Source organism: Roseivirga seohaensis (genome assembly GCF_001592945.1).
In the GTDB taxonomy this organism is placed as follows: Bacteria; Bacteroidota; Bacteroidia; order Cytophagales; family Cyclobacteriaceae; genus Roseivirga; species Roseivirga seohaensis.
The window spans coordinates 51364-77275 of record NZ_LRPB01000002.1; the positions used below are offsets into that span (position 1 = coordinate 51364).

At 41.2% G+C, this 25912-nt stretch carries 23 protein-coding genes; 16 read left to right on the forward strand and 7 right to left on the reverse strand.

Annotated elements, in window-relative coordinates; translation table 11 throughout:
• Window positions 1-84: 84 nt before the first annotated feature.
• Genes AWW67_RS01270 through AWW67_RS01280 form a run of 3 tightly spaced genes read right to left on the reverse strand, consistent with a single transcriptional unit; the run spans window position 85 to window position 3079 of the window.
• Complete coding sequence (locus AWW67_RS01270) at window positions 85-459, reverse strand: globin domain-containing protein (protein ID WP_062299680.1); 375 nt, start codon at window positions 457-459, stop codon at window positions 85-87.
• Window positions 459-1712, reverse strand: a complete 1254-nt coding sequence (locus tag AWW67_RS01275) for an aminotransferase class I/II-fold pyridoxal phosphate-dependent enzyme (RefSeq protein ID WP_062299681.1) — start codon at window positions 1710-1712, stop codon at window positions 459-461. The genes AWW67_RS01270 and AWW67_RS01275 overlap by 1 nt, the downstream gene beginning before the upstream one ends.
• Complete coding sequence (locus AWW67_RS01280) at window positions 1709-3079, reverse strand: NfeD family protein (RefSeq protein WP_176699977.1); 1371 nt, start codon at window positions 3077-3079, stop codon at window positions 1709-1711. Before AWW67_RS01280 ends, AWW67_RS01275 begins: the two co-directional genes overlap by 4 nt.
• A 55-nt stretch (window positions 3080-3134) precedes the next feature.
• Between AWW67_RS01280 and AWW67_RS01285 the strand changes: the two genes are divergently transcribed.
• The 12 genes from AWW67_RS01285 to AWW67_RS01340 all read left to right on the forward strand — a co-directional run bounded on the left by AWW67_RS01285 (window position 3135) and on the right by AWW67_RS01340 (window position 16766).
• Window positions 3135-3926, forward strand: a complete 792-nt coding sequence (locus tag AWW67_RS01285) for a DUF4905 domain-containing protein (RefSeq protein WP_062299683.1) — start codon at window positions 3135-3137, stop codon at window positions 3924-3926.
• On the forward strand, window positions 3923-4798 hold the full coding sequence (locus AWW67_RS01290; protein WP_176699978.1) for a LysM peptidoglycan-binding domain-containing protein: 876 nt from the start codon (window positions 3923-3925) through the stop codon (window positions 4796-4798). Before AWW67_RS01285 ends, AWW67_RS01290 begins: the two co-directional genes overlap by 4 nt.
• Before the next feature lie 3 nt (window positions 4799-4801).
• Window positions 4802-6760, forward strand: coding sequence for a hypothetical protein (locus AWW67_RS01295; protein WP_062299686.1), 1959 nt, complete (start codon window positions 4802-4804; stop codon window positions 6758-6760).
• Between the two features lie 27 nt (window positions 6761-6787).
• Window positions 6788-7582, forward strand: coding sequence for a TIGR02757 family protein (locus AWW67_RS01300; protein WP_375596900.1), 795 nt, complete (start codon window positions 6788-6790; stop codon window positions 7580-7582).
• A 174-nt stretch (window positions 7583-7756) separates the two neighbouring features.
• Window positions 7757-8818 (forward strand): DUF4934 domain-containing protein, encoded by a 1062-nt coding sequence (locus tag AWW67_RS01305; protein WP_221405243.1) that lies wholly within the window; start codon window positions 7757-7759, stop codon window positions 8816-8818.
• 111 nt (window positions 8819-8929) lie between these two features.
• Complete coding sequence (locus AWW67_RS01310) at window positions 8930-9538, forward strand: sigma-70 family RNA polymerase sigma factor (protein WP_053224980.1); 609 nt, start codon at window positions 8930-8932, stop codon at window positions 9536-9538.
• Window positions 9539-9548: 10 nt separating this feature from the next.
• Complete coding sequence (locus AWW67_RS01315) at window positions 9549-9842, forward strand: hypothetical protein (protein ID WP_132644114.1); 294 nt, start codon at window positions 9549-9551, stop codon at window positions 9840-9842.
• A 1-nt stretch (window position 9843) separates the two neighbouring features.
• A complete protein-coding gene (gmk, locus tag AWW67_RS01320) occupies window positions 9844-10416 on the forward strand; it encodes a guanylate kinase (protein WP_053224978.1) in 573 nt (190 codons plus the stop codon).
• A gap of 4 nt (window positions 10417-10420) precedes the next feature.
• Window positions 10421-10996: a nicotinate (nicotinamide) nucleotide adenylyltransferase gene (gene nadD / locus AWW67_RS01325; RefSeq protein ID WP_062299692.1), complete on the forward strand. Its 576-nt coding sequence runs from the start codon at window positions 10421-10423 to the stop codon at window positions 10994-10996.
• Between the two features lie 83 nt (window positions 10997-11079).
• Complete coding sequence (locus tag AWW67_RS01330) at window positions 11080-13743, forward strand: DUF5686 and carboxypeptidase regulatory-like domain-containing protein (RefSeq protein WP_062299693.1); 2664 nt, start codon at window positions 11080-11082, stop codon at window positions 13741-13743.
• An 84-nt stretch (window positions 13744-13827) separates the two neighbouring features.
• Entirely contained in the window at window positions 13828-14439 is a 612-nt protein-coding gene (locus tag AWW67_RS01335) for a thiol:disulfide interchange protein DsbA/DsbL (protein WP_062299695.1), read from the forward strand.
• A 146-nt stretch (window positions 14440-14585) separates the two neighbouring features.
• Window positions 14586-16766: an acylase gene (locus AWW67_RS01340; RefSeq protein ID WP_062299834.1), complete on the forward strand. Its 2181-nt coding sequence runs from the start codon at window positions 14586-14588 to the stop codon at window positions 16764-16766.
• A 117-nt stretch (window positions 16767-16883) separates the two neighbouring features.
• On the opposite strand, the gene AWW67_RS01345 is transcribed toward AWW67_RS01340, so the two are convergent.
• Both AWW67_RS01345 and AWW67_RS01350 read right to left on the reverse strand, forming a co-directional pair.
• The gene (locus AWW67_RS01345; protein ID WP_062299697.1) at window positions 16884-17315 is read right to left on the reverse strand and encodes a PIN domain-containing protein; all 432 of its coding nucleotides are present in this window, start codon (window positions 17313-17315) and stop codon (window positions 16884-16886) included.
• Window positions 17305-17559, reverse strand: a complete 255-nt coding sequence (locus AWW67_RS01350) for a DUF6364 family protein (RefSeq protein ID WP_062299698.1) — start codon at window positions 17557-17559, stop codon at window positions 17305-17307. Before AWW67_RS01350 ends, AWW67_RS01345 begins: the two co-directional genes overlap by 11 nt.
• 431 nt (window positions 17560-17990) lie before the next feature.
• Here AWW67_RS01350 and AWW67_RS01355 point away from each other — a divergent pair, with 431 nt between their 5' ends.
• The 3 genes from AWW67_RS01355 to AWW67_RS01365 all read left to right on the forward strand — a co-directional run bounded on the left by AWW67_RS01355 (window position 17991) and on the right by AWW67_RS01365 (window position 21678).
• Window positions 17991-18746 carry a S1 family peptidase gene (locus tag AWW67_RS01355; RefSeq protein WP_141655350.1) on the forward strand — a complete coding sequence of 252 codons (756 nt, stop codon included), beginning with the start codon at window positions 17991-17993 and terminating at the stop codon, window positions 18744-18746.
• A 710-nt stretch (window positions 18747-19456) separates the two neighbouring features.
• Window positions 19457-20599, forward strand: a complete 1143-nt coding sequence (locus AWW67_RS01360; protein WP_062299701.1) for a methionine aminotransferase — start codon at window positions 19457-19459, stop codon at window positions 20597-20599.
• Between the two features lie 281 nt (window positions 20600-20880).
• A complete protein-coding gene (locus AWW67_RS01365; protein WP_062299703.1) occupies window positions 20881-21678 on the forward strand; it encodes an amidohydrolase in 798 nt (265 codons plus the stop codon).
• Window positions 21679-21854: 176 nt separating this feature from the next.
• On the opposite strand, the gene AWW67_RS01370 is transcribed toward AWW67_RS01365, so the two are convergent.
• Window positions 21855-22247: a hypothetical protein gene (locus AWW67_RS01370; protein WP_062299704.1), complete on the reverse strand. Its 393-nt coding sequence runs from the start codon at window positions 22245-22247 to the stop codon at window positions 21855-21857.
• Complete coding sequence (locus tag AWW67_RS01375; protein ID WP_062299706.1) at window positions 22244-24430, reverse strand: FG-GAP-like repeat-containing protein; 2187 nt, start codon at window positions 24428-24430, stop codon at window positions 22244-22246. The genes AWW67_RS01370 and AWW67_RS01375 overlap by 4 nt, the downstream gene beginning before the upstream one ends.
• A gap of 113 nt (window positions 24431-24543) precedes the next feature.
• Here AWW67_RS01375 and AWW67_RS01380 point away from each other — a divergent pair, with 113 nt between their 5' ends.
• On the forward strand, window positions 24544-25833 hold the full coding sequence (locus AWW67_RS01380; RefSeq protein ID WP_062299708.1) for a UDP-N-acetylmuramoyl-tripeptide--D-alanyl-D-alanine ligase: 1290 nt from the start codon (window positions 24544-24546) through the stop codon (window positions 25831-25833).
• Window positions 25834-25912 lie beyond the last annotated feature (79 nt).

A 25912-nucleotide genomic window follows, 5' to 3' on the forward strand; every position in this document is an offset into this window, starting at 1 on the left:
ACAGGTTTCCGAAACTTGCCAGCAGTTTTAAATCTTTCCAAAAGTTCTAAACTTTTGGAAAGTTAGGTTCAGTAGAGATCTACCTTACTTATTCACCATATGCTGAGCGGCACCGTACACATATTCCCAGAAAGCGTCTTTTTCAGGTTCGGGGAAGGTGGCTTTTTCCAAGGCCGCATGCATGTGCTTGAGCCAGTGTGTTGCTTCCTCGGTGCCAATTTCCCACTGAAAATGTCTGCGCCTCAGCATCGGATGTCCGCGTTCATCAGTATAGGTTTGTCTGCCGCCCAGGGCTTGAATAAAAAACAACTTGAGTCGGTTTTTGGCAGGCAATAGATCTTCAGGATACATCTTTCTGATGAGTTCATCCTGCTCCAACATAGCATAGAAATCATCCACGAGTTTAAGAATGTTTTCTTCGCCAATGCGTTCGTAAAGCGTTTGACCTTTTTCTGACATTATACTTTTTCAAAAGCTTGTGCGAAATCTTTTAAAAGGTCGTCTGGGTTTTCAATCCCTGTCGAAATTCTAACCATACTTGGCGTAATGCCCACGGCCTCACGGTCGGCTAAACTCATATTAGAACTGCTCATTGTGAATGGATGAGAGGTTAGTGTTTCTGTGCTGCCCAAACTCACGGCCAACTTGGCTAATTTTACGGCATTCAAAAAACGGAAAGCTTCAGCTTCGCCACCGACTACATCGAAGGCCAGCATGGCACCACCAGAAGTCATTTGTTTTTTTGCCAGTTCATATTGTTTATGCCCCTCGGCAACATGCCCTACATAATATACCTTGTCCACTTTAGGGTGGTCGCGTAAGAAATCCGCCAATTTCGCTGCGTTCGAAGCTTGTTTTTCCATGCGTAAAGAAATCGTTTCTAAGCTTCGGCTGATGAGCCAAGAGGTCCAAGGAGAAGCCATACAGCCCAAACCGCTGCGCACTTTTTTGATTCTTGAAACCAGTGCACTGCTTCCAGAAATGGCACCAGCAATCAAGTCGCTATGGCCGCCAATGTATTTTGTAGCCGAATACATGATTAGATCGGCTCCATGATTGATTGGTTTTTGCCAAAGCGGCCCCATATAAGTATTGTCTACCGCTACAATGGTTTTCTTGTCTTGATTTGAAAAACGAGCCGCAATGCGCACTGTCATTTCAATATCAATTAAGGTATTGGTGGGGTTGGCAGGTGTTTCTACATAAATACAAGCCAGTCTGTTTTTTCTTGGGTGGGCCTCGATTAAGCCTACGATTTCTTCTTCCGTCATGTCCGGACTAAAAGCTAGCGACTGGATATCGAATTTTGGAAGGAAGTTTTTGATGAAAGCATCGGTGCCACCGTAAATAGGGAAAGACATCAGTACCAAATCACCCGCTTTACAAATTTCTAAAAGCGAAGTAGTAATAGCGGCCATTCCGCTTTCAAAAAATGCCGATTCTTCTGCTTCATCCAATAAAGAAAGTCGTTTTTCAGCGGTGACTAAATTAGGGTGATTAAGCCGAGTGTAAATCAAACTTTTGCTCGATTCGTCTGCGCCAGCACCACCATATACTTTTTCGAAATAGGCTTTTCCTTCTTCGGCAGTGGCAAACTCAAAAGTTGAGGTTTGAAATATTGGGTTTTTGATTGAATTTCTAACCAATGAAGGTTCATGTCCGAAGCTCATCATTAAACTTTCGGGACTAAATTCAGCGTGATTGTCGCTCATACTTTTTTCGATCTAACTTTTAAGGAGGTTCCTTCTTGGCTAATTACCGTTATTTTTTCGCCCTTTTCAACATATTCTCCACGAGTGTAGGCATCATATATTTCACCATCGATTTCTACCCTACCGCTAGGTCTTAAAGTGGAGAAGACAACTCCTTCTTTCCCCATTAAATCCGCAGTGTAAAAAGACGAAGTATAGCCATCTGATTTGCGCTGTTCACCCATCAAGGCCACTTTGCTAAACATTTTGGATTCTGTAAATCGGTAGCCGAGACTGAATATCAGCACCATGGCTCCGAGCATTCCTGCAAAAACCACCACCGCTGCGGTGCCTAGTTCACCAGAAGGTACATAATCAAAGTTGAAGAAGTCGTTATCGATCATCACGAAAATGAGCGCCATGACTACACAGGAGATACCAGCGATACCCGCCACACCAAAACCGGGAATCACAAAGACTTCTAATGCTATTAAAACAATCCCGATAAATAGCACTGCAATTTCCCAATTGGCCGCAAGCCCATTAAGGTAGTAAGGGGTAAGGTAGAAAACTAAAGCGATACCCGCTGCTGCCAATGGAAAACCCACGCCCGGTGTTTGAAGCTCAAAATACAGCCCGCCTACTATTACCAAGATTAAAATTCCACTCACAAATGGGTTGAGGAAAAAAGCAATGATCTTTTCAGAAGCGGCCAATTCGTAATTGATAAGTTCATAATTATCAATGTTGTTTTTGGCAAGTATGTCTTCAATGCTGGTGACCTGCATTTCGCAAAAACCATTTTTAATGGCTTCGGAAGTAGTAAACGTAATGGTTTTGCCTGCTTCGGTAACGCCTTCAATTTCGATTCGGTCGTCCACCATGCCTTCTGCAATATTAGGGTCACGATTCGTTTGTTCGGCTGTAGAACGCATAATCGATCGCATGTAAGATTGATATTTGTCTGGCGCTTGGCTTCCATCTTCTCCATTGACCACCGTAGCTGCTCCAATGTTGGCGCCTGGTACCATGTAAATGCTGTCGCAGGCAATTGAAATCAGCGCACCAGCCGAGGCTGCATCGTTATTGATAAATACCCAAACCGGCTTTTCGTATTCTAAAATTCGGGTGCGAATATCGTTAGCATCGTTTACCGCTCCGCCATAAGTGTCCATATCAATAATCACGATATCCGCATTTTCTTCAGTAGCTTGGTCAAGTGCCAAATCCACATAACGGTTCATCCGCGGATCAATATCATTACGGATTTCCATCACGAAAATCCTTTTCTTGGTGGGGTCTTGGAAAGGATTCCATTCCGCAAAAAGCCCTGCGCAAAACAAAATGGCGAGGAAAATCAACCCTATTCTTCTTACAAATTTCAACATCGCTTTGATAGGCCTTTGAATAGGCTATTTTTGTGTCAAAATACAAAGAAACGCATTGCCAAAGCAACTTCACTTACAGTTTTCGGAAGTATTCCCTACAGATATTTGGGAAACCGCCCTTTCCAGCGATCGGTTGCTGATTAGTTGCCGAAATGGAGATGCCATGGAAGCTACTTTTTCACTCTTCAACCTAAATAACCATCAGTTTGAATTGAAGGCTTTGGGTTTTGATGAAAATTGGTGGGTAACGGTCTATGCTTTTGTGGGTGAAATAATCGTTTTTCAGATTTTTAATGACTCCCAAAACATAGATGAACGCTCTGTTTTTGGCTTTGATGTTAATGCCCAAGAAGCTGTTTGGTCGGTAGATAATATTAATGTTCGGGGTTTGAATGGTTATGCGCTTTCTTTAAAAGTAAATGAAGAAGAAGCTGAAGTTTTTACGATTGATATTCGCTCAGGTAACGAAATTTTAGAAACGGAAGAAGATTTTTCCGTCAAATCTATGTCGGGAAACCTAATTCTTCCGTTCCATTACACGGGCGACAGTAATTACTTTACTACGGTGGTTCGTTTTTTAAAGGAATTTGCAGAGGTAGATTTGGTGGGGGCTTGCGATTATTTAGAGTACGAAGGCCTGATTTTTATTTCAGCACACGAAAAGCTGGAACAGAATTTGACCAATAGGCTTTATGTTTTTAATGCAAATGGCGAACTTGTTTTGACGGAAGTTTTAGCGCAACATAGTAAAGGACTGGCCTCAGATACTTTTTATATCGTTAATGAACAGCTTATATTTGTCAAAGAAAAGCGTGAGGTCAAATGCTATTTAATCAAGGATTTATGAGAAAGTTTTTGTTGAGTTTGATGGTGTTAGTATTGGCGGCAACGTCAAGCTTTAGTCAAGCAGACTCGCTAGGAATAAAAAAAGAAGGTGATAAATACTTTGTAATCCATAAAGTGATGTCTGGTCAAACACTTTATTCATTGGCGCGCAGGTATGGAACCACCGTAACCGAAATAAAGGCAAAGAATGCCGAACTGGTGAATGATTTGAAAGTAGGGCAAACCATTAATATTCCTTACGGAAAACCTATGGGGCAAGCAGAAATTCCAACCAAAAATTCTGCTCAAGCTGCTAAAAATCATACGGTTGCAGCTGGTGAAACACTTTTTGCCATTTCACAGAAATATGGTGTGGATGTAAACGAAATAAAAAAACTGAATGGTCTAACTTCTAATGCCTTGGCGGTAGGTCAAACGCTAAAAATATCTGTAGCTGCCAAAACTACCCAAGAAGTAACATCGCCAACAACCACTACTACGGAAAAGCCTGTTGCAAAGCCAATTGAGAAACCAAAAGTGACGGACACCACTCAGAAAGTTACCAACCCTGTAAGTACTGGTGTGGAAGAAATAGCCAATGAGTCGTACAATGGTAGTCCTTTCAATGAAATTGTTGAAGAAGGTCAGGCTGAGCTAATCATTGAAGATGAATCGTCTACTAAATTTTTAGCGCTACATAAAACGGCTAAAGTAGGTACTGTAATTAAGGTGAAAAACCGCATGAATAACCTTACGGTGTATGTGCGTGTGGTGGGTGAAATTCCTGATACAGCCGACAATCAAAATATTTTGATCAAACTCAATAAGCGTGCTTACGATCAGCTAAAAGCTTTAGATAACCGTTTTCTAGTAGAACTGAGTTATTTCCAATAGTATATGAGGAAATTTTATGCCAAAATGATCTTTATCTTTTTGGCTTTTCTTATCCTGAAAAGTCAGGCTTTTGCTTTTCAAATTCCTACAAACGATACCCGCCAAACTGCTTTTCAACTTCCTTTAGGCCCGAATGGAAACTACTTTTCTAAAGAAGGTCAGTTTAGTGCCAATGGCGCATCGGGTGACGGAACTTACTATAGCCGCTGGGGAAGTAGGGCCAGCAGAAGCGTTTGGTTTAAGTTTAAAGCACCCGCTTCCGATAAAATTATTGTTACCGTTGAAGGACAAGAATCCTACATTCAGCTGGCTTTGGTCAACGCTAAAGATGAAGAATTGGCGAGTACTGCTTTTGGTTACCCTGTCAAGTCAGACCAACTGTTGTTCACTGGTTTGCGAGAAGGTGAGGAGTATTTCATTGTAGTCGACAATCCTATTGAGGGAAAGCCAATAGGACAATTCACTCTTAAGTTTCAAAATTATTTAATGACTACCTGTACGCAGCCCTATGTTTTGGCACTGGATGCGAATGGAAAAGGAAGGGTGAAAATTGATGATTTATTAAGTGAGGATTGTTATTGGCCTTGCGCTGGAGTGGAATGTTCACGAGAATTGACAAAGTCAAATTTCAGTTGTAATGACTTGGGTGAAAATTATGTAACGATCAAAGGGGTGGGAGCAAACGGAACCACTTATTATGGAACCACCTTAGTGAAGGTAGTAGATAACATACCTCCGACCATCGCAGTCCGAAATATTCGGGCAAATATTACCAATGGGGAATTTGTTAAAGTTGATCCCAAAAACGTAATTCTTTGGCGGTGTGGAAAGATTGATTCCAGTCCGAGCCCGAACCCTGTGCCTGGAGCGGGTGAAACACAGTTTTTTCAAGAACGCCCTTGTGCAAAAGATAATTGTGGCATTGAACTTTTCGAATTAAGTAAAACCACCTTTACCTGCAATGACTTGGGTGAGAATGAAGTGATAGCTCGGGTGGTAGATAAAAGCGGTAACGAAGCAACTACAAAAGTAATTATTACAATTTATGATTTGACAGCTCCAGTAGCCAAGGCGAAAGATGCTACGGTGTATTTAGCGGCAAACGGTTTGGCAAAGGCAGACGCAAATCTGATGGATGATGGCTCTACAGCTGGCTGTGCTGGCTATAACGCATCCCTCAATAAATCTATATTTGATTACAACGATTTGGGGAAAAACGAAGTGGCCTTTATTGTGAAGGATGACCGTGGTAATTTAGCTTCTACAATGGTGAATATCGCGGTTGAAGATACTTTAAAGCCAGTAATTGTAAGTCAGCCGGCTAAAATGTATTTAAATGAAAATGGCAAGTTAGAAGTTCGCGATGCTAAGGCATTGGCCAAACTTTGTAGCGATGCCGTGATTGTTGTGAGAGAAAACTGGATGGGTTTTGAACCAGACGGAAGCCGTGAAGATGAGTTTTTCCAGATGTTCTCAAAGCAAGAAGGCTGCACAAAGGATAATGCTCAAATTAGCGAGTTTTGGACGGAGCCAAGGGAGTTTACTTCTGCAAATTTGGGCGAAAATGAAGTAGACCTTTTTGTGTCAGATATGTCTGGGAATTATACTTCTACCAAAGCCAAACTGACGATTCTTCCATTTGATACTTCTTGCAAAAAAGAACTTTGGGCGGTTAAATCAGGCGATTGGAACGACCCAAATATTTGGTCGAACAAGGAAAATGGAGAAGCAATTGGTGTGGTGCCTTGCGAAAGTTCTACCGTGAATATTAAAGGCCAAAAAGTAAATTTTGTGATTGAAGGGGAGGTTGCCGTAAAAACGGTTAACCTTTTAGAAGGTAGCGAGCCTACAGAATTATATATTCAAGTGGGTAGTTTGAAAGTGAAAGAAGCGATAAGCGAAAAAGGAAACGTGACCCTGAAGCAAAGCGAAATAGGGAAATTGGAAGTGATAAAGGAGTAGTTTTAAACCACCAGACCCAATACTCAGTTGATTTCCGATAAACTCAAAGATTTTTTAGACGCTAAGGTTGAGCAATTCAATCAACCGAATTTTATTGAAAACGATCCAATCGTAATTCCTCATCAGTTTTCTAAAAAGGAAGACATAGAAATTACTGGTTTTTGGGCTTCTGTATTGGCTTGGGGTCAGCGTGTTACTATCATTAACAAGTGCAATGAGTTGTTTGGCCTGATGGATAACGCTCCGCATGATTTTATAATGAATCATAAGGATTCTGATTTAAAGCGTTTGCTGAATTTCAAGCATCGTACTTTCAATACCACCGATACGCTATATTTTATTGCCTTCTTTAAAGATTTCTACAGCCAACATGATTCACTTGAACAAGCTTTTTTGGCAGGAATAAAGCTTGGAGATACAGATATGGCCAACAGCCTTATTCACTTTCATAATACCTTTTTTGCTTTGCCCGATGCCCCTGAGCGCACCCGGAAACATATAGCCACGCCTGCCAGAAAATCAGCTTGTAAAAGGCTGAATATGTACCTGAGGTGGATGGTACGACAAGACGATAAAGGTGTTGATTTTGGGATATGGAAGAATATTTCACCAAGCCAATTGGTGTGCCCCTGCGATGTTCATGTAGATAGAATTGCTAGAAAATTAGGGCTAATCACCAGAAAGCAAACCGATTGGCGAACCGCCATTGAACTTACCGAGAACCTTAAAACGCTAAACCCGAATGACCCCGTGAAATATGATTTCGCACTTTTTGGTTTGGGGGTAATAGAAGGTTTTGAGCATGAGGTGATGCCGTTTTAGCCACATGTATTCTAGAGTTCGTACAGAACCTCTGTGTATAATTAAGTTTTCAGTTTAAATTAACGACTTATGTATGGCCTTAAGCAACTCTTTTTTTTGTGTATAACAATTCTTGGATTCCTTTCTGTTATATCTTGCTCTAAGTCGAATAACCCTTCGCAAGTGTTAAATACCGTGGAGATAGGGTCACAAGACGTGATCAAGACGTGGGATTTAGATTTTGAAAAAAATGATATTCAATTTTACCCCTTAGTGAATGATAAGCAATTGCTCATAGGCAATGTTCAGTATATGGATTTTTTAGGGACAAATGTGGTTTTGTTCGACAATCGTATTCACCAAATCCTGATTTTTAATTCGTCTTATGAGCTTATAAAAAGAATAGAGTCAAGAGGAGAGGGGCCAGGTGAATTCAAGTTTTTAGAATGCTTTTTTGTTGATAAGGAGAGGGGAGAAATAGTCATATTTGATTCGAGGCTATTTAAATTTTTGACTTATGATGCTAAAGGTCAGTTCATCAGAGAAAAAAAGGTGGAGTATTTTGCCAGAGACCTGTTCAAAGTTGGTAAGAAGTGGCTGATTAACAATGCTTGGAGTGATGATAAATCCAATCCTTACCAAATATTTGTCGCAGATGAGGACTTTGAAATCATAGATAAGCTTAAGCCTCAAGACAAAAGCATTGTTTCCACTATAGCTAACCCAGCCCCTTTCATAAAGACAGAGTCTAACGATATCATTTTTTACGAACCGCTTTCTGATACGATATATCAATTAAATTCTTCGTTGGATCAACTTATCCCTCTCCTTGTTTTCGATTTTCAAGGTTTGGAGTACACGGAAGACTTGCTGTATTCTAATCGTATTAGAGAATTTATTGACAAGGTAGGAAGCGGCAAATACAAAGGTTGGATCAGGGGTTTGTTGATTAGCGGTGATGATATGCTTTTTCAATTTTACGAGACAAACGGATCGAAGAAATTGAAAAACGTAATGGCATTGTATCAAGAAGAGCAACTAAAACTATTTTCTCAATTCACCATTGGTGGAGGCTTAAAGCTGTTTTATCCTAAACTAATAAAGGACGGTAGATACTTTAGTGTGCTGTCTTCTGAAACGATAGAGAACTTTAAGGAAGAGGATTTAGTAGGGGGTAATCTTTCCTTTGAGGTTTCTGAACTTCTGAAAAATGCTAAGAATAACGGTTATACATACATTGTTTCATTCAAATTGTGATTATTAGGGGGCGTCTTTAACTGTAAATTTTGGATATTATAACTTTCCTTTTAAACCCTTATTACACCCTAATTTTAGGATACCGCAATTAATATTTACTATTTTTGCACCATGTCTGAAGAAGCTGTGAACAAAGAAAATCAGGGGACGCAAAGGCAGAAATACAGCGAGAAAGAAGCCGCTCGTGTTTTTGATCAGGAATTCATGCCACATGTTAATTCCATGTACAATTTTGCGTATCGACTTACATTCGATGAGGATGATGCTAAAGACCTAGTACAAGATACTTATTTAAAGGCTTTTAGGTTTATCAACTCATTCGAGCAAGGAACTAATGCCAAAGCGTGGTTGTTCCGCATTTTGAAAAACAGCTTTATTAACGAGTTCCGTAAAAAGAGCAAGCAGCCCGCTAAGGTTGATTATAATGAAGTTGAGTCATACTACAATTCTGATGATGTAGATGAAAGCATCACCACCGATTTAAGGGTTGAAACTGTTCAACACATGATTGGTGATGAAATCACACTGGCAATGAACAGCATTCCAGTAGATTTTAGAACAGTGATTATTCTAAGTGATTTAGAAGGGTTTACCTACGAGGAAATGTCTAAGATTTTGGATATTCCAATTGGAACCGTTCGTTCTAGGTTGCATAGGGCAAGAAACATGCTGAAGGAAAAACTTTCTTCGTACGCAAAAGAAATGGGATATAACAAATAAAATGATAGCCATGAGTGAGTTCTCAGACTGGTTCAAAAATAGTTTCAAAGAGTGTTATTGTGACAGGGGTAACTTGGTGGATGAAAAGAGATTTTCTGAAATTATTCAGTTAGTGCTAGATAACGAAGCAGACGAAGAGTCGCGCGCCATCTTTGAAGAAAAAATTAGAACCTGTGTTAAATCAAACGGTAATTACGAAAGGGAAAAATGTGTGCAAGAAACCATAAAGCAAAAGCTTTGTGAACACAAGCAGGAAATCCCTGAAGACCTTGCCAATACCATAAAAAAGAGCATCGGTCTGTAACATGGGCAAAGGAAAAGCATTCATCTTCACCGCACCTTCTGGGTCGGGTAAAACTACCATTGTAAAGCACCTACTTGCAACTAACCCACAGCTAGGTTTCTCAATATCGGCCAGTACACGCGATAAACGCGGCCGTTCCGAAGAAAACGGAAAGGACTATTACTTCCTCAGCAAAGAAGAATTTCGTCAGAAGATTGAAGACGATGCTTTTGTGGAATGGGAAGAAGTGTATACCGGCAACTATTACGGCACTTTAAAATCAGAAGTAGAGCGCATTTGGGCCGAAGGTCGTCATGTGGTTTTTGATGTTGAAGTGAAAGGAGCCTTAAAGCTGAAGCAATATTTTGGCGATGACGCCCTAGCCGTCTTTGTTAAAGTGCCTTCTATGGAAGAACTAAAAAGACGATTAACAGGCAGAGGTACTGAATCGGCCGAAAGTCTTTCGCAGCGGTTTTATCGTGCGGAATTCGAAATGACATTTGAAAACAAATTTGATGTTACTTTAGTCAATGAAAACTTAGAAGAATCTTTTGCAAACGCAGAGATTTTAGTTTCTGACTTCCTAAACAAATAAGATTTTGCGCATCGGTCTCTTTTTTGGTTCATTCAACCCTATTCATATTGGTCATTTGGTAATTGCCGATGTTATGGCCGACCAGACTGATTTGGGTCAGGTGTGGTTTGTGGTAAGCCCGCAAAACCCTTTCAAAAGCTCCAAAACCCTCCTTCACGAATTCGACCGACTGAAAATGGTAGAATTGGCCGTGGCCGATAACTTTAAATTCCGGGCTTCTGATGTGGAGTTTCACATGCCCAAACCTAGCTATACAGCCGATACTCTCGCTTATCTTTCCGACAAACACCCCGAACACGAGTTTGTGTTGATTATTGGAGAAGACAACTTAGTGCATTTTCACAAGTGGAAAAACTATCAGGCCATTTTAGACAATTATGGCCTTTATGTGTATCCACGTCCGCAAGTAGATCGCTCTAAAATTAAAGTAGCGCACGAAAATATTAAGTATGTGGAATCGCCAATGCTAGACATTTCCGCTACATTTATTCGCGATGCCATTCGCAATGAACACTCCGTTCAATACCTTCTTCCAGAAAACGTAGCCGACTACATTCGCTTCAAAAAATTCTATCAATAAGAATTAGGGAAATGGGTTTAAGATTTTTTTTCAAACCCAGACGCCAAACTTGTTGTTCTTCACGTCTATTAACAAAGCAGATAATGAACCTAAGAAAAAGAGGTACTTTATTTGCAGGTCAACACAAAACTCAAACCATGTTAAAACAACAATTTTTTGTAGCCTTATTGCTGCTATTTTCATTCCCTTCAATGGCGCAAGGCATTAAAGGAACTATTAAAGACGAGAACGGAGAAGCACTTCCCTTTGCTTCTATTTATGTGAAAGAAGTCGGTTCGGGCACCTCATCTAACCTCGATGGCTTTTACGAATACCGACTTCAGCCAGGAAATTATCAAGTTACATACCAGTTTATGGGCTATGCTACCGTAATCAAGAATATAAAGGTAGGTGCTGGTTTCGAGACGGTCGATATCGTTATGAAGCCACAGGTCATCAATTTGGCATCGGTTACGGTGGAGGCTAATGCTGAAGACCCTTCTTACACGATTATGCGCAAGGCCATTGCCAAAGCGGAATATCATTTATTGCAAAACGACAGTTATTCGGCAGAGGTGTATATGAAGGGAACAGGCCAAATCACCAAAGTGCCTTGGCTTTTGAGAAAAACTTTTGAGAAAGAAGGAATTGATACTTCGCAAGTGTACACGTCCGAATCGGTTAGTGAGATCTATTTCGAAAGGCCGAATACCTTTAAAGAGAAGGTGATCTCGGTAAGAACTACGGGCCAAGAAAGCGATAATGCCAACCCAAACGCCTATATCAACAGCAGTTTTTATCTACCAGAAGTTGTGAATGCAGTTTCTCCTTTAAGCCCCCGAGCTTTTTCCTATTACAAGTTTAAATATGAGGGCAGCTTTAGAGAACGCGGCTATGAAATCAATAAGATTAGAGTAACGCCACGTTCCAAAGGCGATGATTTATTTGAAGGGGTGATTTATATCAGAGAAGACTTTTGGAACATTCACTCCCTCGATTTAACCACCAGCCTAATGGGCTTTCAAATTAGAATTGAGCAGATTTTCGCGCCTATAAAAGGCGAAATCTGGATGCCCGTTACGCAGAAGTTTGAATTCTCGGGTTCCATTTTTGGCTTGGCTGGCAGCTATAATTACTTGGCTTCGGTAAGTGATTACACCGTAACCGAAAATGAAGATTTAGACCCTTCGGTAATTCTTATCGATGAGAAAATAGAGGCTGCTCCAGAAGAAATCAAAGCCATTAAATCGGGTAATGTAGAAGAGGGCGTAAATCAAGTATTCAAAGAAGATCAAGAAGTTTCGCGCAAGCAGTTTAAAAAACTGATGAAGGAATACGACAAGGAAGAACGCAAAGAAGCCGGTGAAGTAGATGTAGTTTCTGATTACTACTTCAACATCGACTCTTTAGCCACCAAAAAAGATTCGTTGTATTGGGTAACCAGAAGGCCAGTGCCCTTAACGAAAAAAGAAATTGTGGGCTATCAGCGCGAAGACAGTACCTATTTTGCAGACAAGGCTAAAGCAGAAGCAGATACACTTCGACTAAAAAATGGAGCGAAATTTAAAATTGGAGATGTGCTTTTCGGCAGCTATTACAAATTGGGCGATCGATTGAGGTTTGATTTTGCGGGTTTTGTACCAAGACTTCGCTTTAATACCGTGGAGGGATTGAACCTAGATTTCACAGGTACATTTTCATGGCGACAAGATACCACAGCTCGTTTAAGAATTTCGCCTTTTGTACGCTATGGTTTTTCTGGAGAACAGCTTTATACCAAGGTAGAAAGCGTTTTTGGAATTGGTAAAAATGAACAGCGAGGTACTTTCAGAGTGCAAGGTGGAAATTACATTGAGCAGTTTAACCCTACTGCCATTGATGATTTGAGCAATTCGCTCTATAGCCTTTTGGCCGAAAAGAACTTTGCCAAATACTACGAAAAAACTTACGCAAATGTCAGTTTTGCCAAGCGTTTCCGCTACCGTTATACCATTGGCGCTAAGCTAGAATGGGCCAGCAGAAGTGAGCTGTTCAATACCACCGATTATAGCATTTTTGATGTAGAAAATCGTGAATATAAAACCAATCAGCCTACCAATAACGAAACCATTGTGGGCGGTTTTGTAGACAGTAAAGCCCTGATCTCTAGTTTTGCCTTTACTGTAAAGCCTTGGTTGAAATTCAGAAAATATAATGGCCGATTGATTCCTTTAGAGGATTCTTCACCAACCTTTAGGCTTTCCTACAAAAAAGCATTTAACGATGTTTTGGGCAGCAACACACAGTTCGATCAGGTAGAATTTGGCTTGAAAACCACCTTCGATTTAGGAGTAAGGGCAAAAATTGACATTGAAGGAGAGGCAGGTAAATTCTTCAATACCTCTCAAATGATTTTTACAGATTTTAAGCATTTCCAAGGTAACCGACTTCCTTTTAGTCCTATGAGTGTTACTGGAGGTTATCGACTGCTCGATTATTATAAATACAGTACTTCCGATGATTATGCTTCTATTTTTACGCACATCAGATTTAGAAAATTTGTGTTTACGCAGTTGCCAATGCTCAGATTAAGTGGGCTGAAAGAGAATTTGTTTGTAAACTATTTAGCCACGCCAACTTCTGATAATTACACCGAACTGGGGTATACCATCGATAATATTTTCAGAGTATTGCGGGTGGAGTTCATTCAATCATTTCAAGGCTGGAAAGCGAAAGATTTTGGTGTGCGCATAGGAGTAGCGGCAATTATCGGAAACAGCAATGATTAATAGGAGCTTTAGGCTTTTCTCTATATAAAAAAACCTTTTTCTAACCCACTAAACTTTGTAGTTTCGGCACCATAATAAAAAATCATGAAAGGACTATTAATAGCATTATTGTTGACAGTAGGAGTAGGATCGGCTTTTGGTCAGTATCAGGAAAAAGTACATTACACGGTGGTGTCTGAAACCGCTACTGTTGCCCCAACAGTAACTGAGTTTTTCTCAATGTATTGCGGTCACTGTTTTCAGTTTGAACCTATGATGCCACAACTGAAAGCGGGTTTGAAAATGGGTACAAAATTCGAAAAATCGCATGTTGATTACATCCCGCATGATAACCCAACAATGCAAGCAGGAATTGTTCAGGCATTTGTAATTATGGAGAATATGGGTGCTAAGGGCGCAGAATTACTTCAGTATTTTTTCGATCAAATTCATGTTAAAATGAGAACGGTTGACGACATGAGCACCCTTAAAAAGATGTTTGAAGAAAAGGGCGTGAGCAAGGCTGAAGTAGATAAATATTTTGCCGATAAAACCTTACAAGCCAAAGCCAAAAAAATGGCTAGAGAATGGGAAGCCAAAGGTATTGCCAGCGTACCATCTTTAGTAGTAAATGGAAAATACTTGGTGAATATGGGGAGCGTAAAAAGTCTTCCAGAATTACTGGCCCTTGTAAACTACTTGGTAGATAAAAAATAATTAGTAAGTCGTTAAGGTTTACTTGATAAGTTTAGCATCGGGTCTCTTTTAAAAAAAGGAGACCCGATCTTTGTTTATAGTCCACCCACAAAAATCCACTTGCACAATTCCTCAGCATGTTTCATCTTTCTTCAAACCTTACAACCATGAAGAAACTCCTTTTTCTATTATTCATTTCACTTCTTTATTCCTGTCAGCCCAAGGCTACCGATGAAGTAAGTCGGTGGGAAGCACAGGCAGACAATGTGACCATTATTCGTGACGATTTTGGTGTGCCACATATTTACGGTAAAACCGATGCAGATGCGGTTTTTGGCTTGCTTTACGCCCAATGCGAAGATGATTTTGCGCGTGTAGAACGTAACTACGTTTGGGCCACTGGCCGTTTGGCCGAAATGGAAGGCGAAGATGCACTTTACAGTGACTTACGCGCCAGACTGTACATGACAGTGGAAGAGGCCAAAGCCGCTTATGACGCTTCTCCAAAATGGCTTCAAGAACTTTGTGATGCCTATGCAGATGGAATCAATTATTACTTACACACTCACCCAGAAGTACAGCCTAAAGTGCTTACGCGTTTCGAGCCGTGGTTTCCGATGTTCTTTAGCGAAGGCTCTATTGGTGGCGATATCGAAAGTATTTCTACCCGCAGGGTGAAATCGTTTTACGAAAATGACCAGTCTTTGGCACTTACCGAATTTGGCGATGGCCTTACACACCCCGATCCTTATGAAGAACCAAAAGGGTCGAACGGTTTTGCAATTTCTGGCGAACATACCGCTTCTGGCAATGCCATGTTATTGATCAATCCGCACACTTCTTTTTACTTCCGCCCAGAGGTTCACGTAGTGAGCGAAGAAGGCTTGAATGCTTATGGCGCAGTAACCTGGGGGCAGTTTTTTGTGTACCAAGGTTTTAACGATAGAATGGGGTGGATGCACACTTCCACTGCGGTTGATTTTATTGATGAATTTGTAGAAGAGGTTTCGGAAGTAGACGGAAAACTGAAGTACAAGTACGGTGAAGAAATGCGCGATGTAGAGGTTTCGGAAGTGACCTTGAAATACAAAGAGGGCAACGAAATGAAGGAAAGGACTTTTCCGATGTACCGAACCCATCATGGGCCAGTAACTCATAAGTTAGACGACAAATGGGTAGTGACTAAAATCAATTGGGACCCTGTGAATGCGCTTACTCAGAGTTATACCCGCACCAAACTTAAAACCAATGAGGAGTTCAGAAAAATGATGGACATCAGAACCAACTCATCTAACAATACGGTCTATGCCGATGCCGATGGAAATATTGCTTATTATCACGGCAACTTTATTCCAAAAAGAGACCCTCAATTTGATTATTCTAAACCGGTAGACGGAAGTAACCCTGCCACCGACTGGCAAGGAAAACATACTGTTGACGAGGTAATTACAATTTTTAACCCTGCCAACGGATGGATTCAGAACTGTAACTCTACACCATTTACTGCCGCACTAGAGTTCAGCCCTAAAAAGGAAGATTACCCAGTGTATATGGCACCAGACGAGGAAAATTTTAGAGGTGTACATGCCGTAAAAGTATTGAAAGAAGCGAAAGATTTAACCCTAGACGGCTTAATCGAATTGGCTTACGATCCTTACTTGCCTGCTTTTGAAAAACTGATTCCGGGTTTGGTAGAAGCTTATGATAAGAGCGCAAACAAGAACCCAGACTTAAAACCTGCCATTGAGGTGTTGAGAAACTGGGATTTAAGAACTTCAAAGGAATCAGTGGCCATGTCTATTGCTTATTACTATGGTTCGCTTTACAGCAGAATGGGCAAAAACCCTGAGCGTTTAAGCGGAAATGAGCGCGTGGATTATTACGGAACAGGTTCACCTTTTTCTGAAAGGCTTGAGATTTTCGAAGCATCTATCAAAGAATTGGAAGATGATTTCGGAACATGGAATACGCCTTGGGGCGAAATCAATAGGTTCCAGCGATTGAATGGCGACATCGACTTGAAGTACGATGACAATAAAGAAAGTATTGCCATTGGTATGGCTTCCGCCCGATGGGGAGCGTTGGCCTCTTTTGGGGCAAGCAAAAAGGCGGGTACGAATCGTATCTATGGCTCTTCGGGCAATAGCTTTGTGGCCGTGGTAGAGTTTGGCGACAAAGTAAAAGCCAAGAGCATATTGGCAGGTGGCCAAAGTGGTGATCCAGCCTCTCCGCATTTCTACGACCAAGCCCAGCGTTATGCCGATGCCGAGTTTAAAGATGTAGCCTATTACAAAGAAGATGTAGAAGCCCGCGCTGCAGAAACCTACAAGCCAGGCAAAAGAAAATAGATTTGAATTTAGATGGATGAGATGAAAAGGAGCTGAAGGAATTCAGCTCTTTTTTTGTTGGTGAAAAGCACGGACAGAGGCGGAGCCAATCGGACCTATAACCCTGCCTGACGATAATTAGCGAGCCCCGTTTACTATCATTTGGACATAGGTGTCCGAGTTAAAGACAGCGATTTTTGATTTCTTATAATCTTTTGTGTTTCGGGTCACTATTGCATTGATCCCTTTTTCAGAAACAGCGACAGAGTGTTGAATGGCATCTTCGAAATCTTTGAATTCGCTCGTGACAGCGTTTGAAATATCCTTACCTGACACACTTAGCACCTCAACTATTTCTAGGAGTTCGCCAATGACGGCCCTTGTTTTTCTATCCCCAAGTTCTTTCCTTAAAATATAATGGACGTTGTTAAAGCATAATGAAGAAGTGTACACCTTCAATTCGTTCTTGTCGGCCAAGTCAAATAGGATAGATGCCGCGACCGCATGAGGTTGCCTGTCAATGAGCAAGTCAATAATCACATCGGTGTCAATAAATATTTTAGAGGCCATGTTTAGTGTTCCTAGCTTCGTTCAAAACATCCTTGTAATTGAAGTCCGAGTCTACTTTTAAAACTCCTCGTAGCTTTTTTACACGTGGCGATAATTGCTCCTTTCCATCTTCTGCTTTTGAGCCAGTGATGTATTTAAAATAATTCTCCACCATTTCAGATAGGCTTTTGCCTTTATCCGCAGCATACTTCTTGGCCTGTTCTATAACCTCCTTGTCTAGTGTAAGTGTTAATTTAGTACTCATGGCACGTGTGTTTATCCTGTAATCTATACGTGCAATTTAGTTAATAGTTCTTGTGAGTTCCAAATAGGGAGTAAGGATTAGTTTCTTTTTACCAACAGGGGCGGAAGTAATAGCCTCGAATCTTTATTAAACCTACCCTGCCTGCTTTCCTTCCTTGAGGTAACGAAAGGTCTAGAAGCTTAATCGTTGAAATTAGTAGAGTAATAAAAGCGAAGGATTGTATTAACATGGTTACCAAATGCTTGTACCTATCTTATCGGTTAGAAACCGACCTATCAATCCTCCCCGATACAATCGAGGAGGAGTTGGGAATTACAATTTAAGTATCATATAATCCTGAGGTGACTTAGTTATAAATCACTCTACTAAGTATTTAGTTGTAAATAAGAAAGTGCTTACGTAAATTGGCTTTTGGTTTAAAATCTCAAAATATGAAAGCATTCATTTCATTTAGTTTTATTGGGTTATTGTTGATGGGTTCGCCCAAAGAAATCGTGATGCGGCACGATGTAGACGATTCAGAATACGTGGCCTTGGGCGCAAAGTATGGTGGTTCGGCTGTGCGTTTAAATGCCGGTTGCGGCACATTTATTCAACCCAATTGGATCCTTACCGCAGGGCATGTTTTGGAAAGCCCAAGGGTGGGGGAAGATGTCACCGTAAACGGAGTAAAATACGCCATCAAAAGAAAAATCATTCACCCTGATTATAACCTCAGGGGAGCCGTCAATCATGACATTGCGCTGATAGAACTGGAAGAAAATGTACCCAATGTAGAGTTGGCCATTCTTTATGAAAAGTCGGATGAAGTAGGCAAAGAAATCATTTTTGCAGGCACGGGCTGGGCTGGCACTGGCGACAAAGGAATGGTAGACGGAGCCATTAACAAAGACCGAAAACTCAGGGCCGCCCAAAACTTAATTGATGGCACCAAACCTAGTTATATCCGCTTCACTTTTGATGCACCAGACTCAGAAAATGTACTTCCTTTAGAAGGCATCAGCGGCCCAGGCGATAGTGGAGGCCCAGCTCTTTGGTTCGATGGCGATCAGGCTTATATTCTGGGCGTAAGTTCCCATCAAGACGGTCGTGATACCGGAAAACCCGAAGGGGTATATGGCGTGTACGAATATTACACCCGAGTAAGCGAATACCTACCGTGGATCAATAAGGTGATGGGGAGTTGATTAGTCAAGCTTCCTGTCAATCCCCCAGCCCCCTTGGCCAAGGGGGATGTTGTGACGATATCTTTTCCTTCCAAACATATGGCTTTGGTTTCTGCGCAGATGTTATAAGCTTACTAAAGCTGCTCAATCGAAGCTTTCCCCCTTTATTAAAGGGGGGTAGGGGGATTTGCCTGCTTCACCGCCAACGCCCAATAACTATCATGGATTATGAGGTGATTTTTTAAGCTTCCGGTCAATCCCCCAGCCCCCCCCTCACCAAGGGGGAGGTGATGACGATGCCTGTTACTTTTAAATATATGTTCTTGGTGTTTCTGAGCAACGCAAATGTTTTAAGTTGACTGAAACTGCTCAATCGAAGCTTTTCCCCTTTATTAAAGGGGGGTAGGGGGATTTGCCTGCTTTACTGCTAATCTCCAATAATTACCAGATCAATGAGGTAATGGGGAAATTGATAATTCAATTTTTTGGTAAGTCCCCCTCCAACCTCCCCCACCTCGCTTTGCTGAAGCTTCGCGAAGGCAAGGGGGAAGGACAGACTATCGCCTACTTCACCATCAATATTCAAGCACCCCACACTCCCCACTACTCATAACCCAATACCCTTTACTCCTAACTAATAACTAATCCCTCTTAACTAATCATTTTGCTTAACAGCCCATAAAACCCTAATTTCCACTCATAAATTCAACGAACCCTAAGCCCCAAGTTCAATGCATATTAATTCAAAATTACCCAATGTAGGTACTACCATTTTCGCTACCATGTCTAAAATGGCGAAAGACTATAATGCTTTGAATCTATCGCAGGGTTTTCCTGATTTTCCAGTGTCGCCCGAATTGATTGAAGGCGTTCATCACTATATGAAGGCTGGTTTTAACCAGTACCCACCCATGACGGGTATGCCACAGCTGCGCGAAAGAATTGCCGAGAAAATCGAAAAGTCATACAGTGCAAAAGTGAATCTAGACACCGAAATTACCTTGACCGCTGGCGCCATAGAAGCGATCAATGCCACCATTACCTCCTTAGTAAACAAGGGTGATGAAGTGATTATTATGGATCCGGCTTACGATGCTTACGAGCCAATAATCACCCTGAATGGTGGTGTCACAATTCCTGTTTCGTTAAAGCAGCCCAACTTTGTCATTGACTGGGAAACCGTGAGGGAGAAGGTAAATGCGAAGACAAGAATGATCATCATCAACTCTCCGCATAACCCCACAGGCGCTATGATTGAGGCCAGTGACTTGGAGGTTTTAGCTGAGATTACGCGCGACACTAACATTGTCGTGCTTTCAGATGAAGTCTATGAGCATATTGTATTTGATGGGCGAGCGCACGAATCGGTTTTAAAGCATGAAGAACTGAGGCAGCGGTCGGTGGCTACGTTCTCTTTCGGAAAAACCTTCCATGCCACTGGCTGGCGCATTGGTTATATGGTGGCACCCGATTGGATTACTGCGGAGGTAAGAAAAGTACATCAGTACATGGCTTTTACGGTGCACACCCCCAGCCAATTGGCCATTGCCGATTATTTGGAAAACGCTGATCATTACAATAACCTTGGCGCTTTTTATCAGCAAAAACGCGACTTGTTTTTGGATTTGATCAAAGATTCTCGCTTTGAATCGCTGCCCTCTAATGGCACCTATTTTCAGCTGTTGAGTTATAAAAGTATTTCCGAAAAGCCAGATTTAGAAATGGCCGAATGGCTGACCAAGGAAAAAGGCATCGCCTCCATTCCAATTTCAGTTTTTTACGACACCAAAGAAGACAATAAAATGCTCCGGTTCTGCTTTGCAAAAAGTGAAGAAACCTTGATAAAAGCGGCAGAAATTCTTTGTGCGATTTAAAATATAGGATTACTTACTTGGGTTGTGAAGTCTCCATGCTTGATTGACAATGGCGAATTTTCTGCTTCGGAGAAAGTGTCTATGACCCCGAAACTTCGGGGCTTTCTTTCCCTGAGGTTACGAAGGGTCTAGAGTTTAATTATAGTTCCTTCGCTGTGTTTAGGATAGAAAACTATGAAGCAGTTATCAGTTGATCAAATGTGTGATTAACACAATTAAAGTGCTTTAAATTTTGGATTATTAATCGGTTCTATTAACTAAACTCCCCTTAACTTAGCCCCATGCAAGATCTACGAATTTCCCTTGTTCAAAGCGATATCCACTGGCACGAAATAGGCGCCAACTTAGCGATGTACGAAGAGAAAATCTGGAGCCTGAAAGGCAAAACTGATTTGGTTTTACTTCCAGAAATGTTTCAAACAGGCTTTTCAATACAAAACACTGAGCTAGCCGAGCCTATGAATTTCACCACCTTTAAATGGATGAAACAAATGGCATCTCAAATCGATGCCGTCATTGCTGGCTCATTTATGGTGAAGGAAGAGGGGAAAGTGTTCAATCGTTTGATCTGGATGCAGCCCAATGGCGAATGGCAGAAATACGATAAGCGCCATTTGTTCCGAATGGCCGATGAGCACGACCACTTTGATTTTGGTACCGAACGCCTCATTGTAGAATGGCGGGGCTGGAAGATTTGTCCGATGGTCTGTTACGATTTGCGTTTTCCGGTTTGGTCCAGAAACCGAAATTTAGAATACGATTTGCTCCTGTATGTGGCCAATTGGCCAGCCGTGCGTGTCAATGCTTGGGATACCTTGCTGAAAGCCAGGGCCATTGAAAACGTAAGCTATACCGCTGGGCTCAATCGAGTAGGAACAGATGGCAACGGAATTGAATACAACGGTCATTCAGGTGTTTATTCACCCAAAGGCGAAACCTTGGCGTTCTCTGACCCCGAAGCTTCGGAGGGAGAGATTATCACGCTGGCCTTAAGCCGAGAAGACTTGGATAATTTCCGAACTAAATTCCCTGCACACCTAGATGCCGATGATTTTGAAATCAAGAAGCCTGGATTATAATAATTCGACTGTTACGTCCTGAACCAGATTGATTCAATATTTAATAGCGGAGCTACTTTTATAGTCTCAACAATTGCTTAATCACCGTATAAAAACTGTTGTATGGTTTTTCATCCTGATCCCGAAGTTTCGGGAGAAGGATCTATAGATTTCGTAATCTGAATAAGTACGGCTAACTAATGATTTAGAAACCGACTAATTTGAACTAACGATTCCTCAACACCATCATACTCAAAAACCTCCTTCTTCATCATTTTTGCCATTTTATCAAACATTAAATGCTCTCCTTTAATCAAAATAAAAGGGGCAATGGCTTTGTACCGAAGGACTTTTTCAATCAAAGGAGCGCAGCTGCCGAGCTTCTCATTTTGATGACAATCCAAAAATAAAACTACCTTTTTGGCTTCCTGTAAAAACGAAACCCCTTGGCTAATCACAAAAGGTTCGGAGTGAGAGTCGGCTTCGAAAATCAGCGCATCGGGAAATTCCGTTTTCATCATTTCCACCCATTCGTTGCTGAATTGAATTTGTTCAATGGGCTTTATTTGAAGGTGAATGAACAGGGTCATTTCTGAACTAAAATGCGTTGCACTGTCGGTTTATTGGTTCCATTTGAAACCCGAATAAGGTAGACACCAGCGGCCAGTGGTTCCGTGTTTATTTCTTTTGAAAGTCCTGCTGAGATGGGCAGGTTAGAGAAAATCATTTCGCCTTTAATGCTGTACATTTCGGCCAGTGCATTAGTGTCCGTTCTAATATAAAAACTGCTAGTGGTGGGGTTCGGAAAAAGCGTAAGCTGTATGGCATTGCCTTCCGATCCGTTCTCTGCAATACTTTCATTTTTCAACACAGAAATTCCCCCTCGGTTATTCCCAATAAATAAGGTGGGTTTTCCATCACCAAAAAGATCGGCAGCTGTCATCCATGAAATTTGGCCAATGGCAGTAGTTGTTTTGTCATTGAGCAGGTCGTTGCTCAATATGTTTTTTGTGACTGAACTGGGAATAAAATCGGTATTGATTGTTCCTGAAAGAATACTGATTTGACCCGAAACATCAGTTTTGATCAATTCCGTTTCGCCATTATTATCCAGGTCTGTGATGATTATATTGGGGTATAAAGCTTCGAAATTTGCAGCAATGCCTCCGTAGTTCTGAATTACATCATCAAAAATGAAATTGCCCTTATTTACATAGAGATTTAAAGCGCCAAAACGTGTGCCCAGCAGTAAATCTAAACTTCCATTCTTGTTGACATCATAAAAATAAGCATTGTCATTTTCACCAATCGAAATCGAAATATCTACGGCACTGGCAAAGGAGAAATTTCCTTCGTTCAGTCGATACTGAAGTTTGGCTTCGTTACTCGCGGTGGTCGATTGATAAATAAGATCCTGTGTTCCATTTCCATCAATATCCGCAAACTGAATTTTGATGTTTCTGAGGTTCTGAGCTTTCAAGCCAAGAAAGTCATCGTCTATCAACTGAAAAGCAGGAGCAAACTTACCCCCCTTATTTTCAAATAAGTAAATTGAAGCGATAAAACCATTTGTAGTCACTTGGCCTCTGTTGCTGATAAAGAGGTCGTAGTCGCCATCGCCATCATAATCAGCAAAGGCGGGAAAGGTATTTTCGCCCAAATCGAGCATTTCGTTTTGCAAGAACGGTACTGAATTTCCAGAAAAGTCGGGTTGAAGATTAGTGCCTAAATTGGAATATACTTTAGATGTATTGCTGAAATCTACACTGTTCAGTACGTTGCCGTCCGCATTGCTCGAAACCAATAAATCCTTGTTTCCATCAAAATTAATATCCTCTAAAAATGCATTGGGGAAGATTTGAAAGCCAGCAGGATTGGGTGCAGGATAGCTGCTGAAGGAAGTCATTAAGGCATTTTGGGCATCGCCAACATTCTCCATATAATAGAGTGTTTGGCAGAACTCGTCAGAGGTGATCAGGTCTAAGTCCCCATCTCCTTCTGCATCGAATAGTAAAATGGTTTTTCCTCCTGCATGTTCCAATTCTGCAGGGCTGAAAATATCATTGCTGGTATTGGCCGCCCCACTAAAATTGCATGGAGCGCCAGAAAAGGCAAAATTATTACACTCGCATTCTGCGAATTCGCCCCATCTTCTGGTTTCACGTGTAAAAGTAAGCTCATCGCAATTATTATTGATTTCCATACTCGTGTTTTTATAGAAGTCAATCGTGCTCGCGGTGGTAAATCGGTAAGAAAGAATGTCTAGGTCGCCATCGCCATCAACATCAGCAATGCCCGGAATGTCGGAAGCGTTCACTTGAATGTTGATGCCAGCATCGAAGCGAAGAAAGTCTACCGCCTGTTCCCATTCTGGAAGGTTGCCTGAACTAATATTTTTGAAAACGGTAATTCCCTGAGGTACAGAAGTGAAAATATCCATTTTGCCATCACAATTATAGTCGGCTAAAATAAGCCAATGATTAATTTCGGTAGGGAAGAGGTTTTTGTATTCCGGAGCCCAAACAAATTCATTGTTCTTGGCCAAGTAGGTTGTCAGTTCGCCCGACATTCTGTGATAAACAATGAGGTCTTCAATGCCGTCACCATCCAAGTCCATTTTCTGAAACTGAGCAGAATTGATACCCCCTTCCCAAGCGCGGTCTAATGTTTCTCCATTTATGGTTAAAGGAATGTCATTTTCATAGCGAAATGAAAACTGCGCAAACAGATTTAAGTTGAAGAATAATAAAATTGCCGAAAAGAGAAATTTCATATCAAGGGTACTGCAAAGTTAAAGATTTCAACGATTGCTAATGTAGGAACGGCATAGCTCGACAATCTGTATTATCTTGTCGTGCAATTTGACTGACAAAGATTTCAAAACCTATGAACATCGCTTCACTTTACGAAAAATTTAAGGCCTCAACAGGTATCTGTACTGATACGCGGAAGATTGAAAAAGGGAATCTCTTTTTCGCACTGAAAGGCCCCAACTTCAACGCAAATAAATTGGCCGCACAAGCGCTTGAGCTAGGAGCATCTGCTGCTGTAATTGACGATGCTGAATACAATACGGACTCCCGCTGTGTGTTGGTAGACGATGCTTTGGAAACGCTTCAGGCATTGGCCAACTATCATAGAAAGCAGTTGAATATTCCTATTATCGCCATTACGGGGTCGAATGGAAAAACGACAACCAAAGAGCTAACAAGAAACGTTTTGGCTACGAAGTACAAGGTTTTTGCCACCATTGGTAACCTTAATAACCATATAGGGGTGCCGCTTACTTTGCTGAGCATTGGGCCTGATATTGAGGTGGCCATTGTAGAAATGGGTGCTAATCATGTGGGTGAAATTGCGGCTTTGTGTAAAATAGCAGAGCCCACTCATGGCTTGATTACCAATATTGGGAAGGCGCATTTAGAAGGTTTTGGAGGTTTTGAAGGGGTGATCAGAGGGAAGACTGAAATGTATCATTGGCTGATTGAAAGTGGAGGAACCATCTTTGTGAACTCTCAGAATGAAATTCTTTCGAACATCGCCCAGCGAAGAATTGAATCGCCCATTTACTATCCAGCTAAAGGTGATTATTTAGAGTTGAGTTTAATTGAAGCCAAACCGAATATTGTTTTCGAAGATGCTGATGGTGAGCGAACTACCACAACATTAAGTGGCGCATATAACTTTGAAAATATTGCTACTGCGCTTTGCGTGGGAAAATTCTTTGAAGTAGATATGGACAAAGCCAAAAACGCAGTGGCCAATTATACCCCAGATAATAATCGGTCTCAAATTTTAGAAAAGGGAAGCAATACCATAATTATGGATGCTTACAATGCCAATCCTACTTCGATGAAGGCGGCATTAGAAAATTTGAGCTTATTAGGTACTGATAACAAAATGGCCATTTTGGGCGATATGTTAGAGTTAGGAGAAACCAGCCTAGTAGAACATTCTGCAATTGGTACATTGACTTCGGAACTAGGAATAGCAGAGGTGATTTTTTGCGGACCACATATGAAGGCGGCTAAAGATGCAAATCCAAAAGCTTTGTATTTCGAAACAAAGGCGGCATTAAACAACCACCTAATGGCCAATACGATTGAAAACAGAACTATTCTTTTAAAAGGGTCTAGAGGGATGGGGCTGGAATCATTGTTAGATTTTATTGAGTAAAAAAATAGAGGAACGGCACCACCCGTTCCTCAACCTCAACCTAAGAAACTAGTGACATATAGCTTAACCATCTAATAAT

Bases quoted from the DNA above. Each gene is read 5' to 3' on its own strand.
- AWW67_RS01270 (WP_062299680.1), bottom strand. From the start codon at position 459: ATGTCAGAAAAAGGTCAAACGCTTTACGAACGCATTGGCGAAGAAAAC.
- AWW67_RS01275 (WP_062299681.1), bottom strand. From the start codon at position 1,712: ATGAGCGACAATCACGCTGAATTTAGTCCCGAAAGTTTAATGATGAGC.
- AWW67_RS01280 (WP_176699977.1), bottom strand. From the start codon at position 3,079: ATGTTGAAATTTGTAAGAAGAATAGGGTTGATTTTCCTCGCCATTTTG.
- AWW67_RS01290 (WP_176699978.1), top strand. From the start codon at position 3,923: ATGAGAAAGTTTTTGTTGAGTTTGATGGTGTTAGTATTGGCGGCAACG.
- AWW67_RS01295 (WP_062299686.1), top strand. From the start codon at position 4,802: ATGAGGAAATTTTATGCCAAAATGATCTTTATCTTTTTGGCTTTTCTT.
- AWW67_RS01310 (WP_053224980.1), top strand. From the start codon at position 8,930: ATGTCTGAAGAAGCTGTGAACAAAGAAAATCAGGGGACGCAAAGGCAG.
- AWW67_RS01315 (WP_132644114.1), top strand. From the start codon at position 9,549: ATGAGTGAGTTCTCAGACTGGTTCAAAAATAGTTTCAAAGAGTGTTAT.
- gmk (WP_053224978.1), top strand. From the start codon at position 9,844: ATGGGCAAAGGAAAAGCATTCATCTTCACCGCACCTTCTGGGTCGGGT.
- AWW67_RS01330 (WP_062299693.1), top strand. From the start codon at position 11,080: ATGAACCTAAGAAAAAGAGGTACTTTATTTGCAGGTCAACACAAAACT.
- AWW67_RS01335 (WP_062299695.1), top strand. From the start codon at position 13,828: ATGAAAGGACTATTAATAGCATTATTGTTGACAGTAGGAGTAGGATCG.
- AWW67_RS01340 (WP_062299834.1), top strand. From the start codon at position 14,586: ATGAAGAAACTCCTTTTTCTATTATTCATTTCACTTCTTTATTCCTGT.
- AWW67_RS01345 (WP_062299697.1), bottom strand. From the start codon at position 17,315: ATGGCCTCTAAAATATTTATTGACACCGATGTGATTATTGACTTGCTC.
- AWW67_RS01350 (WP_062299698.1), bottom strand. From the start codon at position 17,559: ATGAGTACTAAATTAACACTTACACTAGACAAGGAGGTTATAGAACAG.
- AWW67_RS01355 (WP_141655350.1), top strand. From the start codon at position 17,991: ATGAAAGCATTCATTTCATTTAGTTTTATTGGGTTATTGTTGATGGGT.
- AWW67_RS01360 (WP_062299701.1), top strand. From the start codon at position 19,457: ATGCATATTAATTCAAAATTACCCAATGTAGGTACTACCATTTTCGCT.
- AWW67_RS01365 (WP_062299703.1), top strand. From the start codon at position 20,881: ATGCAAGATCTACGAATTTCCCTTGTTCAAAGCGATATCCACTGGCAC.
- AWW67_RS01370 (WP_062299704.1), bottom strand. From the start codon at position 22,247: ATGACCCTGTTCATTCACCTTCAAATAAAGCCCATTGAACAAATTCAA.
- AWW67_RS01375 (WP_062299706.1), bottom strand. From the start codon at position 24,430: ATGAAATTTCTCTTTTCGGCAATTTTATTATTCTTCAACTTAAATCTG.
- AWW67_RS01380 (WP_062299708.1), top strand. From the start codon at position 24,544: ATGAACATCGCTTCACTTTACGAAAAATTTAAGGCCTCAACAGGTATC.